Source organism: Streptomyces sp. NPDC030296 (assembly GCF_055572815.1).
In genome coordinates this window covers 52,800-67,534 of sequence record NZ_JBVICQ010000013.1, presented here as the reverse complement: position 1 = coordinate 67,534, position 14,735 = coordinate 52,800, and the positions used below count along the sequence as shown (strand labels likewise).

At 70.9% G+C, this 14,735-nt stretch carries 11 protein-coding genes and 2 pseudogenes; 11 read left to right on the top strand and 2 right to left on the bottom strand.

Going from position 1 to position 14,735, the window contains the following annotated elements; all coding sequences use genetic code 11:
- The first annotated feature begins 52 nt into the window (after positions 1 to 52).
- From ACZ4Z3_RS32055 to ACZ4Z3_RS32045, 3 genes and pseudogenes are all read left to right on the top strand, one after another.
- On the top strand, positions 53 to 1,003 hold the full coding sequence (locus ACZ4Z3_RS32055; protein ID WP_468504307.1) for a LysR family transcriptional regulator: 951 nt from the start codon (positions 53 to 55) through the stop codon (positions 1,001 to 1,003).
- A gap of 5 nt (positions 1,004 to 1,008) precedes the next feature.
- Positions 1,009 to 1,566: pseudogene (locus ACZ4Z3_RS32050) on the top strand (LysR substrate-binding domain-containing protein); the annotation flags it as partial.
- A gap of 184 nt (positions 1,567 to 1,750) precedes the next feature.
- Positions 1,751 to 2,092: a hypothetical protein gene (locus tag ACZ4Z3_RS32045; protein ID WP_468504306.1), complete on the top strand. Its 342-nt coding sequence runs from the start codon at positions 1,751 to 1,753 to the stop codon at positions 2,090 to 2,092.
- Between the two features lie 773 nt (positions 2,093 to 2,865).
- On the opposite strand, the gene ACZ4Z3_RS32040 is transcribed toward ACZ4Z3_RS32045, so the two are convergent.
- A complete protein-coding gene (locus tag ACZ4Z3_RS32040) occupies positions 2,866 to 3,060 on the bottom strand; it encodes a hypothetical protein (RefSeq protein WP_468504305.1) in 195 nt (64 codons plus the stop codon).
- 762 nt (positions 3,061 to 3,822) lie between these two features.
- A pseudogene (locus ACZ4Z3_RS32035) lies at positions 3,823 to 4,046 on the bottom strand (DUF6207 family protein).
- Between the two features lie 233 nt (positions 4,047 to 4,279).
- Between ACZ4Z3_RS32035 and ACZ4Z3_RS32030 the strand changes: the two are divergent.
- The 8 genes from ACZ4Z3_RS32030 to ACZ4Z3_RS31995 all read left to right on the top strand — a co-directional run bounded on the left by ACZ4Z3_RS32030 (position 4,280) and on the right by ACZ4Z3_RS31995 (position 14,697).
- Positions 4,280 to 7,348, top strand: coding sequence for an FG-GAP-like repeat-containing protein (locus tag ACZ4Z3_RS32030; protein WP_468504304.1), 3,069 nt, complete (start codon positions 4,280 to 4,282; stop codon positions 7,346 to 7,348).
- Positions 7,349 to 7,703: 355 nt separating this feature from the next.
- Positions 7,704 to 8,018 (top strand): contact-dependent growth inhibition system immunity protein, encoded by a 315-nt coding sequence (locus ACZ4Z3_RS32025; protein WP_468504303.1) that lies wholly within the window; start codon positions 7,704 to 7,706, stop codon positions 8,016 to 8,018.
- Positions 8,015 to 8,293 (top strand): ATP-binding protein, encoded by a 279-nt coding sequence (locus ACZ4Z3_RS32020; RefSeq protein WP_468504477.1) that lies wholly within the window; start codon positions 8,015 to 8,017, stop codon positions 8,291 to 8,293. Before ACZ4Z3_RS32025 ends, ACZ4Z3_RS32020 begins: the two co-directional genes overlap by 4 nt.
- A gap of 1,065 nt (positions 8,294 to 9,358) precedes the next feature.
- A complete protein-coding gene (locus ACZ4Z3_RS32015) occupies positions 9,359 to 10,276 on the top strand; it encodes a LysR family transcriptional regulator (RefSeq protein ID WP_468504302.1) in 918 nt (305 codons plus the stop codon).
- A gap of 1,153 nt (positions 10,277 to 11,429) precedes the next feature.
- A complete protein-coding gene (locus tag ACZ4Z3_RS32010) occupies positions 11,430 to 11,627 on the top strand; it encodes a hypothetical protein (RefSeq protein WP_468504301.1) in 198 nt (65 codons plus the stop codon).
- Positions 11,628 to 11,716: 89 nt separating this feature from the next.
- Positions 11,717 to 12,472 (top strand): alpha/beta fold hydrolase, encoded by a 756-nt coding sequence (locus ACZ4Z3_RS32005; RefSeq protein WP_468504300.1) that lies wholly within the window; start codon positions 11,717 to 11,719, stop codon positions 12,470 to 12,472.
- Positions 12,469 to 13,332 (top strand): SDR family NAD(P)-dependent oxidoreductase, encoded by an 864-nt coding sequence (locus ACZ4Z3_RS32000; RefSeq protein ID WP_468504299.1) that lies wholly within the window; start codon positions 12,469 to 12,471, stop codon positions 13,330 to 13,332. Before ACZ4Z3_RS32005 ends, ACZ4Z3_RS32000 begins: the two co-directional genes overlap by 4 nt.
- A gap of 6 nt (positions 13,333 to 13,338) precedes the next feature.
- Positions 13,339 to 14,697 carry a glutamate-5-semialdehyde dehydrogenase gene (locus ACZ4Z3_RS31995; RefSeq protein WP_468504298.1) on the top strand — a complete coding sequence of 453 codons (1,359 nt, stop codon included), beginning with the start codon at positions 13,339 to 13,341 and terminating at the stop codon, positions 14,695 to 14,697.
- The last annotated feature ends 38 nt before the right edge of the window (positions 14,698 to 14,735 follow it).

The window sequence follows — 14,735 nt, the reverse complement described above, 5'->3', positions numbered from 1 at the left end:
GTTGTCGTCGGCGTCCAACACTGAAACACGCACGAAATGATCGGAGAATGCGATGGATCTGCGGCAAATGGAGTACGCGGTGGCCATCGCTGACGAGCTCAACTTCACGCGGGCAGCCTCACGCTGCCGTATTGGGCAGTCGGGGCTCAGCCACCAGATCACGCAGCTGGAGCGGGAGGTGGGGACCCGGCTGTTCGAGCGGACGAGCCGCAGCGTCCGGTTGACCCAGGCAGGCCAGACCTTCGTCGCCTGCGCCCGGCGCGTCCTGTCGGCCGTCCAGGAGATGCACGCCGAGATCGCCTCGCTCGACGGACCCGTGCGGGGGCGGTTGCGCATCGGCTCGGTGACGCTCACGGCCGGGAACATCGACCAGCTCGGCCTGTTGCGGGAGTTCCAGGAAACCTACCCGGCCGTCGAGGTCATCCTCTCGGACGCCGACGGCGTGGAGGCGACTGCCCAACTCCTGACCGGTGAATTGGAGGTGGCTGTCCTCGCCCTGCACGGGCACCAGTTGCCGCCCGGGATCAAACATCACCTGCTGCGCCTGGTGCCGCTGGTGGCAGTGGTGGGTCGCCGGCACGAGCTGCGCGGGGCCGGCGTAGTCGACATGGCCAGGCTGGCCGGCGAACGCTTCCTCGAATGCGGCCCCGACACCGGCCTGCGCGCGCAGGTGGACGCGGCGTTCGACCGGGCGCGCACCCGCCGCCGGGGCGTGTGCGCGCTGCGCAGCGCGGGAGACCTCGCCTCGTTGGCGCTCGAGGGCATCGGGGTGACCGTCGTCCCACGTCCGGTGGCGGAGGCGATCATCCCGGCCGACCACGCCGACTGTGTGCTGCGCATCGACGATCCGCAGGCGCTCCAGCCCTTGGGGCTCGCGTACCGGGATCCCGCACCGGCCTCACCGGCCGCCCAGGCGTTCCTGCGCCTGGCACTCACCCGCCTGCCCGGGGAAGGAGCGCCGTCCGGGCCGGCGGGCGTGCCAAGTCCGGCCGCGTCAGGGTGAGCGCGGCCCGGACCGTGCACGCCGGGGCCCCAGGCGTACGGCTGCGCTTCCACCGCACGCCCGCCGACGTCACGGAGGACCCGGCCAACCTGCTCAGCACGGCCGACGAGCTCCCGATGCCGCGGGGCGTCTTCAGCGCCCTTCCCCGCCGTCGACCTGTTCACCGACCGCTTTCTTCCTGGTCGCCGAGACGAACGACGAGGTCGGCGACCATCTGACCATGGACGACCTGACGCGGCTGCCCTGGGTCGTCCACCAGCGCACCTACGACGCCCCGGCCGCCCGGCACCTCAGCATGCTGGGCGTCGATCCCACGGCGTGGAGTCTCCGTGGACAGCTTCCAGGCGCTGCCCTCCATGGTCGCCGGCACCCGTCGGATCGCGCCGGTACAGCAGCGTCTGGCCGAACTGCCGAGCTGTGTCGCCCCCGTACGCCTCGTAGAACCGCCCTACGCGGCGGTTCCGCTCCAGAAGGCGCTGTGGTGGCATCCGGTGCACACCCACGACGCGCGACCCCCAATCTGGCTGCGTGGGACGACAGCGCCCTGCTTCAGGCGCGGGTAGTCACCTCCGGTCTCGCCCTGGTAGGCCGGGTGCGGGCCGTCAGTATTCCGCCACGTCGGATCGGGCACGTGAGACCAAGTGGCATTTTGGCCATTTCTGGCGTGATGGGAGCTGGCAGTCGAAATGCGTGGCCTACAGAATGACGGCGCCTGGCACATCCGTTGAAATCGGAAAGAGTGATGTCATGTACATGACCAGAATGGGGAAGCGGGTCAGCTTCGTCACAGCTATGGCTGTAGCCCCGCTGATGTTCGCCGCCTCGTCGGCCTGGGCGGTCACCATCACGCTCGGCTCCAACTACGCCTACAACTCAGGCACGACGGTCAGGGTCTGCGACCAGGAAGAGGACGGCAACGGCGTCTACGTCGAGTACTGGGGTAACGGCGGGATCCACGGCACTGTCTGGGACGGGAACGGCTCGCAGAGCGGGTGCGGCTCCTCGGGGTCACTCTCCTCCCTCACCCACATGAAGCTGTGCGAGGACGACTGGGGCTCGGACACCTGCTCAGCCAGGTGGAGGGTGTGACCTGTCTGTCGCCCGTCACGCTCTGAACCGTCGCAACGTCGCATGATCTTGGTGCGCCATGAGGCCCGCTGGCACCCGCCGCGCGGGCCTCTGTCATTCAGTCGCCCGAATTGCAGAGGCCCCTTCGATCGTCCAACCACTCTCACTGACGAGACATGAAGCGGCCCCGGCAGGTGCGCTTCTCCCGGCCGGGGCCTGGTCCCGCCCGCCTCCGATGAGCTCATGGGTGCAGGGGCGGGCGGGGGTCAGCGGCGGTTGGACGGGGCTTCTGCTGGCACTAGCGCTTACACACCTGGACGGTGCCGCCCGCCCCGGAGGACCCCATGTTCGGGATAGTGTCGTAGCGGCCGGTCAACGGCTTGTCACAGCGTGCACATGAACATCAGATGTCTCCTCGGGTCTCGGTCTCCGCAGTAGGTCCGCCGGTGCGTGCGCAGGGCGAGCAGGCGTAGACCTCGACGCTGAGGTCATGGGCCCGAACGCCCCGGTGCCCGGCCGACGCTGACGGCGCCTCGCCATACGGCGGCACCGCAGAAGCAGCAGGCGCGGCCGGCGGCCCGGGCCCACGTCAGCTCTGCGGCGGCGGCTTCGGCAGGTGGGTCACGGCTGGTCCACCAGCGCGACGGGGCCGTTGGCTATGCGGCAGCGCTCGCACGCGAAGAGGTTTCCGCCGGGCCCGGACCGGAGGAGGCGGGCAGTGTCGCTCAGCCCGTTGTGCCAGGCGCATCAGGCGATCTGGCGCGGACGCTCGTGCTGCTCCTCCGGCTGCCCGGTCATCGCCGTTCCCCCCGTTGCGCCCACAGTCCGCACTCATCGGTCGTCCGCCCGGACTGGGTGGCCAGCCCGCTGACGATGAGCCAGCCGGGGCCGTGGCTGTAGATCGGGGGGATCGGGTCGGTGCCGCGGGCGGTGATGCAGATGCGGGTGCCGGCGGTGGAGAGGGTCATCTCGATGACGTCGACGGCCACCGGACCGTGCTGTGGCGGACCGAGGACAGTGTCCGGCTGCAGTCGCGTTCCGGCCGCGACGTCACCGCGCTCTGGATGGATGTGGCCGTGGCCGCCATGTGCCTGCCGCCCGGCGTGATCCTGGGCGGCGAGGCAGTGGTGTACATCGCCGATGCCGACGGCACCGCGCACATCAGCTTCACCGCGGCGCAGTCCCGCGCGCCGTCCCGCCCCGCTCGCGCGCGGGAGTTCGCCGACCAACACCCGGCGACGTACGTGGCATCGACGTCCTCGCCCATCCCGCAGTCGGCTTCCCTGATCTGCGGTCGCGCCCGTACTCGGAGCGCCGCCAGGTCCTCCTGGACGTGCTCGCCGACGTCGGCCCGCCGATCGAGCCGGTCTGGTCGACCATCGACCGCAGCGAGGCCCTGCTCTGGTACGCGGCGCTCGAGGGGCAGGCGTGGAGGGGATCGTGGCCAAGCCCCTCAACTCGGTGTACAAGGCGAACCGGACCTGGTCGAAGGTGAGGCACGCGGACACGCTCGACGCCGCCGTGGTCGGCTTCCACCTGCATCGCGCGACATCCGAAGGCACTCGCCGTACAGCTGCCCGACGGACGCGTCGCGCTGTCGCAGCGGCTGACCACGGCGCTCGTCTCCGCCGTCGGCCCACGCCTGGTCCCCCACGGCGGGCGGGCGCTGACGAACGCGGGCGACTCCTACACGCCCGCCAGCGGCAACGCCGTGGTGGAGGTCGTGGCGTGCACGACCTGGCCCTCGGTTGTCACAGTGGCCCGGCTGCGCTGACCGGTGGCGCGACGTCGGTCGGGCCGATCGGCTCACGCAGATCCAGGTAGCAGCGCAGCCGTACGCCAGGCTCACCGACATCATGCGTCGTGGCTCCGCTGACGACGTCGCCCATCGTTCGGCGAGCAGTTGCTGGAAGGCGAGCGCGGTGTCGTCGTCGGCGGCCGCGACGTCGACGACGACAAGGCCCGGCTCCCGCACGTGCGCCTCCCCTCGCCGGTGGGCAGAAGTCCGCCTGCGGGGCGTTCGTGCAGGTCACCACCTGTCATGGCCGAGCTGGGCCGCTGATAATATCCGGCCACTCGGACGGTAGTTCGGACATCAACGTCTTGCCGTCCGCCCTGCCCGCGCACCCGCCATACGAGTCTCCCCGCATTTCTTGCTTCCCTGGCTTCCAACTCCCCGCAAAATCCCGTCTCCTGTGGAGGAACCGAGTGGGCAGACGTGTCCTCATGCGCGGCGGTGTCGCCGCCGCCTCGCTTACCTTGGCCATGGGCCTCGGACCGCTGGCCCTCGACGTGCACGCGGACGGGGCCGCCGAGGTGGTCATCCCGGCGGAAACGTCGCTGCGGCCCCAGACCGCCCTGTTCAGCGCGGGACCGTCGGGGTTTTTGCGCTATGAACCCGGGCGCGGCCATGTATGGACCACCTACACCGGTGAGGACACGGTGGTGGACGCCTCGGCCGCCGAGGTTTGGGGGATGCCGGAGTTCGGCGCCGGTTCGGACGTCGTCGCCCGCTACGACGATGCTGCCGCCCAGACCGTGACGCTGCGGGACATGGCGGCGGGCGGGACGGCCACGACCATCCCACTCCCGGACCGGCACACCTACCAGGGGACGCTCGGGCGGACCGTCGTGACAACCGCATGGTCGGGGACGGGCGACGACCTGACGTGGCACCTGTTCGACCTCCGGGACGACGGTACGGTGCGCGACCGCACGGTGGCGGGCGTCCCGACAGGCATCACTTCGGTGACCAGCAGCGACTCGCCCGTGGCCGACGCCCACGGCATGGTGGTCCTGTACAAGGCCAACGGGACGTTCCGACGCGGCTGGCTCGACGCCGACGAGAGCCGGCTGGTCGAGCTGTCCCACGACCCGAGCGGCAACGGCAGCGGGAACGTGATCCTCACCGCCACCCATCTGCTGTCGTGGAACGGTACGGCCGTCTCCGTCTACTCCCGCGACGACCTGAACACCGTCGTCCGTACGGTGCCTCTGGTGAACGACGGACCGACCCACCTGCTGGGCATGGTCGGCGACACCCTTCTGGTCTCCCGCTACGACTCCTCGCTGGGCGCCATGGACGGCGCCCTGCCCGTCTGGCGCGTCGACGCGCTCGCCACCGACGGCTCGACGACGGGGACCGTACTAGCCCGGTCGCGCAGCCTCTCCCTCGCCGTCCCCACCCCCGACGGCGGCCTTCTGGTGCCCGGCAGCGGCCCCGACACCGCCGACTGGGGAGTGAACCTGATCCGCGCGGGCTCCGACGGCACCCCCGTGGTCAAGAAGGTCGCCGCCGCCGAACTGAAGCCCGTGGCCGACCCCGTGCAGGAACTCACCCTGGCGGGCGGTCGGCTGACCGTGACGGAACACGACTGGGACCGAGGGCGTACGTACATGTACGGCCGGACGATCGCCACGACCGGCGACACCCTCACGGCCGGCTCACGCACAGCCCAGGGCGTCACTGACGACAACCCCTACCTGGTGGGCACCGGGGACGGCCGCACGGTGGTCTGGAACCCGTGGGCCTCGGGCGGCGACCGCGTGCCCCGGTTCGTGGGACCGACGGGCTCGCTGCCCGGCACACCCGTCGACGCCGAGCACAACTACGTCCGCGTGTGGGACGCCAGGGGCCGACACGTCGCGATGGCCACCGAGTACACCGACGAAACCGGGTCGCAGACGCGGGTGATCGACCTCGGCACGGGCGACACGGTGCTGACCTCGCCGGAGCACGGCACGGCGATGTGGGGCACCACCCTGTGGGTGCGGGACGGCAACGACAGCGTGGCACCGGTCGACATCCGCACGGGTGCGCGCGGCGAATCGGTGTGGTTCGGACGAGGGTGTCTGCTGGAGGACCTGCAGGCGGCCGGGCGCTGGCTGCTGTGGACGTGCGTGGGATCGGCGGAGAGCCAGGGCGTCTACGACACCGTCGCCAAGACCAAGCTGACCCTCACCGAGGGAGACTGGGAGACCGCGAAGCTCGGCGACGGATTCGTCGTCACCGGCGTGGACGGCCAGTTCAAGGTCACCGACGTCCGCAGCGGCACGCCCGTGTCGCACTCGGCGGGCACCTTCCAGTCCGGGCAGCCCTGGGACGTCGACCCCTACACCGGCCTGATCGCGTACGTGGACGCCAAGGGCGACACCCACGTGGTCTCCAGCGGCGTCCCCGTCTCGGCACTCAGCCAGCTCGACTCGACCGTCGCCGGCTCGGCCGATGTGAAGGGCGGCGCCGCGAGCTGGACCCCCAAGTGGTGGCTGTCGAAGCCGGCTGCCTCCTGGCAGCTCGTCATCAGGAACAAGGCCACCGGTACGACCGTGCGCACCCTGACCGGCGGTACGGCACAGGGCGTGATCCCGGCGTCGTGGAACGGCAAGGACAGCGCGGGCAAGCTGGTCGCCAACGGCGCGTACACCTGGATGCTGACCGCCGCACCGGCCGACGGACAGGGCCCGTCCCTGACCAAGACCGGCACGGTGAAGATCACCGGTGCCGCCCCGGCCCGGCGGGACTTCGCCACCTCGGACGGCTTCGGCGAGCTGCTCACCCTCAACAGCTCGGGCGGACTGACGTACCAGTACGGGACCGGCACCGGGACCCTCACCAGCAAGAAGACGGGCGTCGGATGGCCCACGAGCGCGAAGTTCGTGCCGTACGGCGACCTGAACGGCGACCGGTGCAACGATGTGCTCGTCCGCCACAGCAGCGGCACGCTGCGCGCCTACCGGCCCGCATGCCAGGCGGCGGTGACCCCGGCGACCGCGTACACCTCGCTGGGCACGGGCTGGGACCAGTACGACGTGCTGACCTCGCCGGGGGACATCAGCGGTGACGGCCGAGCGGACCTGATCGCCCGTCAGTCCTCGACCGGGGACGTCTACCTCTACAAGGCGACGAGCACGGGGAAGCTCTCGGCGCGGGTGAAGATCGCCTCCAAGTGGACGGGCTACAAGAAGATCCTTGGCGCCGGTGACCTGAACGGCGACGGCCACGGCGATCTGCTGGCGCAGGACAGGTCGAACGAACTGTGGCGGTACGACGGCACCGGGACCGGCACGTTCAAGAGCCGGGTCAAGCTGTTCGATGACTGGGGCTCGTCGTACAACGTAGTTGTGGGCGTGGGCGACATCACCGGCGACGGCAAGGCCGACCTCGTGGCCCGCGACACCGCCGGCAACCTGTGGCGCTCCAACGGCACGGGCAAGGGCTACTTCAACAGCCGTACGAAGATCGCCACCGGCTGGCAGGGCTACAAGGGCGTGTTCTGAGCGACGGTTCGCTCCGTCGGACACCGAGCCCCAGGGTTCGGTGTCCGACAGGAGAAACCACTTCGACGACTGACGATGGACAGCGGGAAGGCCCAAGTCTCTGACCTGGGCCTTCCTCGCGGAGCGGGTGACGAGAATCGAACTCGCGCTCTCAGCTTGGGGAAGCTGCGGGCACTTGGGCTGGCTCGGGCGCCGACCTGGGCGAACGGCTGAAGAGTGGCTTCGTCGGGCGAGACTGCGTTCCCCGGGAGCCCTGGCTCGATCTGGTGCGCTTGTGGTGCGATCGAGCAGTAGCCCACCGCGGCCGCCCGAAACTGCAGAGCGTTCGGTAACCCGAAGTAAGGAGGTGACACCGGTGCAGCGCTTCACCGCGTTCGATTTCGGCGTCTCGTGGGTGATGGGTTTCTTCCACCAGGACTGGAGCCTTGAGGCGGACACCGCCGCCGTGCTCGTCGCGAAACATTTTCCGGAGGAGGCCGACGAGGATGTCCTGGCGGTACGCCGCGACGCCCGGGCGCTCCTCGACAACCTTTCCTCGGAGACGCTCCAGGTGCTGTGGACGGCCGGAACGGAGTACATGCCGAGCTTCGAGCGGGTCACGGGATCCGAGTGGACGAGGACGGTCATCGGACTGTGTGAGACCCGGCTGTCCACAACGTCGGCCAGATAAACGATATCTACGTCAAGCCGTTCGTCTCCGAACTCGTCACCAACGCCGTCCAGTATGGAACAGGAGATGTTCGAGTCCGGCTGCTCAACGCGAGGGCGCGACTGCGCATCGAGGTCACCGATGACAACCGCGCTCCGGCGACGCTGCGGGTGACCGGCGGCGACGACACGTCGGGCCGGGGTCTGCTCATCGTCTCTGTCCTCTCGCGCGCCTGGGGCGTCACCGATGACGGCAGGACGACGTGGTGCGCCTTTGGCATCCCCACGAGCAGGTGATGAGGGGCGCAGTCGACAGCAAAGATGTTCGGCCTTGTCCTTGGGTATGACGTCTGCGAGCGGATCCGGGCGAAGCTGAACCGGATCGCCGCCCTCAAGACCCGCCGCGCGAAGCCGTGGCACCGCTCACGTTGCAGCCGCGCCAGAACTGGCGGGACAGTGCGCGGGCCTTCCTCGCCGTAGGCGCTGACCTGATCGACTCCTCAGGCGCGTCCGCGCCGCGGCCGCAGTGATCCGGGCCCGGCTCGCCGCTGTCGACATGAACTCCCCTCGGCCTGTTGGTGCGGTTGGCTGTGTTGGGTGTGGTGTGTTCGTGGGGGGTTACCGGTGGTGTGGAAGATGTGTACTGGGTCCTGGGGTTTTCGGGTGAGTGGCCGTCGGCAGGTCCGGCGCGGGGTGTCGGGCAGTGGTGGCGGGCGGTGGGCTGGTGGCTCCGCCGTGAGTGCCGGCCCTGCGTGAGTTGCTGTCCCGGGCGGCCAGGGGCGTCGGTTGCCCTTGGCGGGCTTGCTGGAGGCCGCTGCCGCGCTGGTCGTGCACATCCTCGTTGGCGCCGAGGTGCGGATCCCGACGGCGACGTGGTCGACGATCCTGAGGTCGCGAGTGTCGCCGGCCAACGGGGATAGGTCATGTAGCCGGTACCGGGCGGCGTCGCCGAGGAGGGCTGAGTTCCCTGGCCGGTCGGCGCACCAGGTGGCCTGCTCCGCGCACCGTGCCGGCTGGGGTCGCGCGTTCTCCTCTAGAAAAACATAGCGAGCGTTCTGTATGCTTCTTGGGGTCGGCGGGGCCGGGTACGTGACGGATCCGCCGGTCTGTGCCTTCCCGGTGTCGGCCCGCCCGGCTCGGCATGGTTCGGTTCGCCCCACCCCGGTCTCGACGAGGATTGAGGTTCGCCATGATGCGGCTGCGAATACGTCTCCGTGCGCCCGGCGGGCGCGAGAGCGCCGCCCGCGGCACTCATGCCGCTCTTCTTGCTTCTGCCGCTCAGGCCGGGCGGGCCGCACCGGGCGTGGGGGCGGTTCGGGGCGTCGTGTTCGGGGGCGCTGGGGTGTCGTGGCGGGCCGAGGGATGAACATCAAGCACCTCAGTGCCTTCCTGACGGTCGCTGAGTCCCGCAGCTTCACGCAGGCGGCCCGCATTCTGGGGCTGGCCCAGCCGACGGTCACCGCCCGCATCAAGTCGCTGGAGCAGTTGCTCGAGACGCCGCTGTTGGACCGCACGGCCGAAGGTGCCCGGCTGACCGCGGCCGGCCGTCGGTTGCAGCGCTACGCGCTGCGCATCGTTCAGCTCAGCGAACTCGCGCAGGAGTCGGTGTCCGCCCCGGTCGACCTCGCGCCCGCCCTGGTGATGGGTGCCGCCGAGTGCATCACCACCTACCGCCTCCTCCCGCTCTTCGAGTACCTGCACCTCAGGCACCGGGCACTGGATCTGTCGCTGCGCACCCTGGACGGCGACGCCGTCTCGCTGGTACGCGACGAGCAGGTCGACTGCGCGTTCTTCATCGGTACCCGCACCGCTGCCGACGATGTCAGCCACCTGGTGCTGCGCCCCGAGCGGCTGAGCCTGGTGGCCCACCCCGCCCACCCGCTGGCCGGCGTGCGGGTTCGCTCGACCGCCGACCTCGCCCGCCATACGCTGGCGTGCGCCCATCGCGGGAGCAGCTACCAGCGCGGTTTCGAGGCGGAGCTGGCCGCGGCCGGCGCAGCCCCGGTCGGCGTGCTGGGTCTGGGTTCTGTGGACGCCGTCAAGCGCAGCGTCGGCGAGGGTGTCGGCATGGCGTTGCTGCCCGCCGTCACCGTCGCGGCCGAACTGCGGCGCGGGCAGCTGCGGCGCATCGGCTGGCAGCCGTCCTTCGAGGTCTTCTCCCAGTGTGTATGGCGTCGCAGTCTCGACGACGACAGCATGTTCCGCACGGTGCTCGACGCGGCCCGCCAAGTGCTGGCCGAACAGGACGCCGACGACCTCCTGCTGCAGTCGGCCGCCTGAGCGCGTCCGGGTGCTGCACCGTCACGAGCCGTCCGCCGCCTCACGGCTTTGCGGGCACCGGAGCCGTCTTGAGCGCGCAGGGGAAGGCGGCCGGGGCACTGGAAACCGGTAGGCGACCCCCTGCCCGGCACGGCGAAGACGCCGGCGGCAGGCGCAACGCCCGCGGCGCAGCCCGTCCTCGCCCTGCGGCGGAACCGCGGCGCCAGGGTGTCGAAAGGGTCCCGTGCCGCGGGGACCTGCCGGCGGGCCGTGGCAAAGCGGCATGCTCGCTTAAGGTGTCGAAAGGGTCCCCTGCCGTGGGACCTGCCGGCGGGCCGTGGCAAAGCGGCATGCTCGCTTCGGGGATCGGCGGTCCGACCGGCGCGTTCGCCGTCACCTGGGTGAGCCGCTCTTTGTCTGGCCGCCGGGTGACGAGCCGCTCTTTGTCTGGCCGCCGGGTGATGTGCATCGGTGTGGCCGGCGCCTCGTGATGACGGCCGTCCCGCTGAGGCGATCACCGCCGCGGCCTTCCCGGTGCGGGACGGGCGCCGCCCTGTGGGCGGTGGGTTTCCGCAAGCCCCCGGCCGGTGCCCGGTGTTTGCCTCCCGCCCGGCGCCGCCGTCGGCAGCCGTGCGGGTGGGCGCCGCCGTCGTTGCGGTCGCGGCTGCCGGTCGTTTCCCGGCGTCATGACCGGCCCCGGCCGTCCTCGGTGAACGGCGCCCTTGACCCGCTTGCGCCCTTCCTGCTCCACCGCCGCACCGTGCATCCAGCAAAAGAAAAGCGACGGAGGCGGGAAAATTTCCGTGATGCCGTCGGGCGGCGCAAAAAAAAAGGGGGGGGGAGGCCGGGGCACCGTCCTCCCCCCCCCTTTTTTTTGCTCATATTTCTTTATCGGGTTGCTCTATGAGGTCATAGAAGAAATCGATCGGCGCCTTTCGGGTAACCGGGAGTCAGCCGCGCCGGCCGCGGGCATGTCGACCGTTCGTGTCGCCGTGCCGGTGCCCTCATCAGCTCCGTCAATAACTGTGGGAAATGCAGGTTGACTGTTCTCCGATCATTCCTGAAGGATCTGTCACGCGTCATCAGGAGCGACCCCGTTTCACGAGGAGCGAGAGCAATGAGCCGTACGGGCGGAACGACCAGCGCGACAATAGATGCGGTTATCCGGCGGCATGTGCGTGTGCCTTTCGAGGACTGCTTCGGGCTCGCCGAGGTAGGACTCGATTCCCTTTCCGTGCTGCGGATCGCCAGCGAACTCATCCCCGATCCGGACCAGGAGATCAACCCGGCGGGGCTGGCCGACGTCCACACGGTCGCGGACCTGCGCCGCTGGCTGCACTTTCTGCTCGTCCCGGCGGTGAGCCTGCGCTGACCAGCGCCCGCGTACCGCCGTCCGCCGCTCCGGCAGACCCCCGAACCTGCGGGCCGCCGCCCCGACCGCCCACCCACCGAAGGCGTCTGATGGACGACATCCCCGCTCCCAACAAGCGCCGCCCCCGATCCGACGCCCGCCTGCTGGTCCCGCTCGCCCGGCGGCCCGGCCCCCTGGACAGCGTCCTCATCCACCCGGCGGGCGGCGGTCTCGCCCAGTACCTCGGTGTCGGCGGCCGGCTCGCCCGCCACGGAAGTGTCCACGGCATCCGCGCCGACGGACTGCTCGCCGGCGAGCGGCCCGACGACAGCGTCCCCGAGATGACCGACCGCTACCTTCCCCTGCTCGCCCGCCGCGCGCACCGGCCCCACCTGCTCGTGGGCTGGTCTCTCGGCGGAGTGATCGCCTGGGAACTCGCAGCCAGGCTCGCCGCCGACGCACCCGCGCCCGCCGTCGTCCTCATCGACAGCTTCGCCGAGCCGCCCGCTGCCGACGACGGCCTGCGCGAGGGCCTGAGCGCTGCCCTGGACCGCTGCCTGGACGCCCTTGGCGGCCAGGACGCCGCCCGCGTCCGCGCCACGGCCCTCGCCCACCTTCACGCCGCCGCACACCACCGCACGCGGGCCACCCACCCCGCCCCCGCCCTCCTGCTCGCCTGCGCCGGCCCCCGCCGCCGGGAACAGAGCCGCCACTGGCAGCGCCTGGCCGGCGGCCCGCTGACCGTACGGGACCTGCCCTGCGGGCACTTCGACGTCTTCGACGCCGCTCAACTGCCGCACCTGCTCGCCCACCTGGACGACTTCCTGGCCCGTCTGACCCCCTCCGCGCAAAAGAGCACACCATGACCACACCGACCCCTGGCCCTGCCGCACCCCACGTGCCTCCCGCACCATCCACGGCGTCCGCGCCGGTGGCACCGTGCGCTCTTCCCGCAACCCTCGCGCCCCCAGCGCCCTTCGCACCGCCCGCGCCCGGCGCGCCGCTGGCCGTCGTCACCGGCGGCACCCGCGGTATCGGCCTGGCCCTGTCCCGGCGCCTGGTCCGCCTCGGCTACCGCACGGTCGCCCTCTACCGCCACGACGCCCAGGCCGCACACCGGGCCGCCACCGCCCACCACCTGGACGTCATCCGCGCCGACGTGGCCGATGCGAACGCGTTGCGCACCGCCGCCCACCGCATCCTCACCGAACACGGCACTCCCCGTGTCCTGGTCAACAACGCCGGCGTCAACATCGACCGCCCCTTCCTGGAGCTGTCCGCATCCGACTGGCAGCGGGTGCTGGACACCAATCTGTCCGCACCCTTCCACCTCACCCAGGCCCTGGCCCCCGCCATGCTCGCCGCCGGCACCGGAACGGTCCTCAACATCGGCGCCACCACCGGCATCCGCCCCCGCGTCAACGGCGCCAACTACGGCGCCGCCAAAGCCGGCCTGCTGCACCTGACCAAGTGCCTGGCTTTGGAACTGGCCCCCGCCATCCGGGTCAACTGCATCATCCCCGGCATGACCGAGACCGACGAACTCACCACCCGTTACCGGCTCGACGACCCCCAGCACCGCGCCGCCGTGCTGTCCGAGATCCCGCAACGACGCATCGCTTGCACCGACGACATCGCCGACGCCCTCGAATACCTCGTGGGCCCGCTCAGCAGCTACGTCACCGGACAGAAGCTGATCGTCGACGGCGGCCAGTTCATGTGGTAGGAGATCATGACCGACGCCCTGTGCACCCGTGCCCGCGCCGCAGTCGCCGACGCCCCGCCCACCGGCGACCCCGCCTACGAACGCTACTGCCGCGAACTGTCACGCGCCCTGAGCGAACACTGGCCGGCCGTCCTGGACGCCAACACCATCGACCTCGACCACGCCCGTGCCCGCGGACTGCCTCCCACCCTCCTCGACCGGCTGCGGCTGACCGGCGCCCACCTGGACCAACTGCGCGACCTCACCGACACCGTCAGCAGCGAACTGCGCGCCGTCACCGCCACCGGACCCGCCGTGCCCGTGGCCGGCTGGGGAAGGCGACGGCGCGCCCCCCGGCCCCTCGGCGTGGTCCTCATGGTCTACGAGGCCCGCCCCACCGTCACCGTCGAGGGCGCCCTGCTGCCGGTGGCTGTCGGCAACGCCGTCCTGATGCGCGGCGGCAAGGAGATCGCCCGCACCAACGCCGCCCTGGCCGCGGCCGCCCACCAGGCCCTGCGCGCCGCCCGCCTGCCCACCGGTTTGGTCACCGTCCTGGACGATCCCGACCGCGCCACCCTGCGGGCCCTGCTCAAGCGGCCCGACGCCATCGACGTGCTCATCCCGCGCGGGAGCCCTTCCCTCATCGAGCACTGCCGCAACACCTCCACCATCCCGGTCATCGCCAGCGGCGGCGGCGTCAACCACCTCTACGTCCACCGCAGCGCCGACCTCGACCTGGCCGCCGAAGCCGCCCTGGACAGCAAGCTCCCCGAACCCACCGCCTGCAACACCGCCGAACTCGTCCTCGTCGACGCCGACACCGCCCCCCGCTTCGTCACCGCACTGCTGCACGCCGCCGAACGCGGCCGCCGCCCGCTCACCGTACGGCTCGACCCCCGTATCCCACCCCCCGCCACCGGACCCGCCCAGCCCGCAGCCGCACCGCCCTGGCGTATTGCCGAACTCAAAAAGCACGACCTCGGCCGCGAGTTCCTCGATGCCACTATCGGCGTGTACCCGGTGGCCGGACTCGACGAGGCCCTCACCCACATCCGCCGGCACGGCTCCGGCCACACCGAGGGCATCTGCGGCACCGACACCGCCGTCACCCGCGAGTTCACCCGCCGCGTCGACGCCGCCGCCGTCATCGTCAACGGCTCCCTGCGCCTGCACGACGGCCCCACCCTCGGCCTGGGCAGCGAGATCTCCATCAGCACCGGCCGGCTGCACGCCCGCGGCCCCGTCACCCTGGGCTGCCTCCTCACCCACAGCTGGATCGTCGAAGCCCACAACACCCTGCGCGGCTCCCTACCCACCCCCACGCCACCGCTGCCCGCACCGGCAACCGCCGCGCCCCCCGCACCCGCCGCCCCGCACCACCACTGAAATCTCCCCCACCCCGGCCCCGACCCCCCGGAGGAACC

Bases quoted from the DNA above. Each gene is read 5' to 3' on its own strand.
- ACZ4Z3_RS32005 (WP_468504300.1), top strand. From the start codon at position 11,717: ATGGACGACATCCCCGCTCCCAACAAGCGCCGCCCCCGATCCGACGCC.
- ACZ4Z3_RS31995 (WP_468504298.1), top strand. From the start codon at position 13,339: ATGACCGACGCCCTGTGCACCCGTGCCCGCGCCGCAGTCGCCGACGCC.
- ACZ4Z3_RS32045 (WP_468504306.1), top strand. From the start codon at position 1,751: ATGTACATGACCAGAATGGGGAAGCGGGTCAGCTTCGTCACAGCTATG.
- ACZ4Z3_RS32000 (WP_468504299.1), top strand. From the start codon at position 12,469: ATGACCACACCGACCCCTGGCCCTGCCGCACCCCACGTGCCTCCCGCA.
- ACZ4Z3_RS32015 (WP_468504302.1), top strand. From the start codon at position 9,359: ATGAACATCAAGCACCTCAGTGCCTTCCTGACGGTCGCTGAGTCCCGC.
- ACZ4Z3_RS32055 (WP_468504307.1), top strand. From the start codon at position 53: ATGGATCTGCGGCAAATGGAGTACGCGGTGGCCATCGCTGACGAGCTC.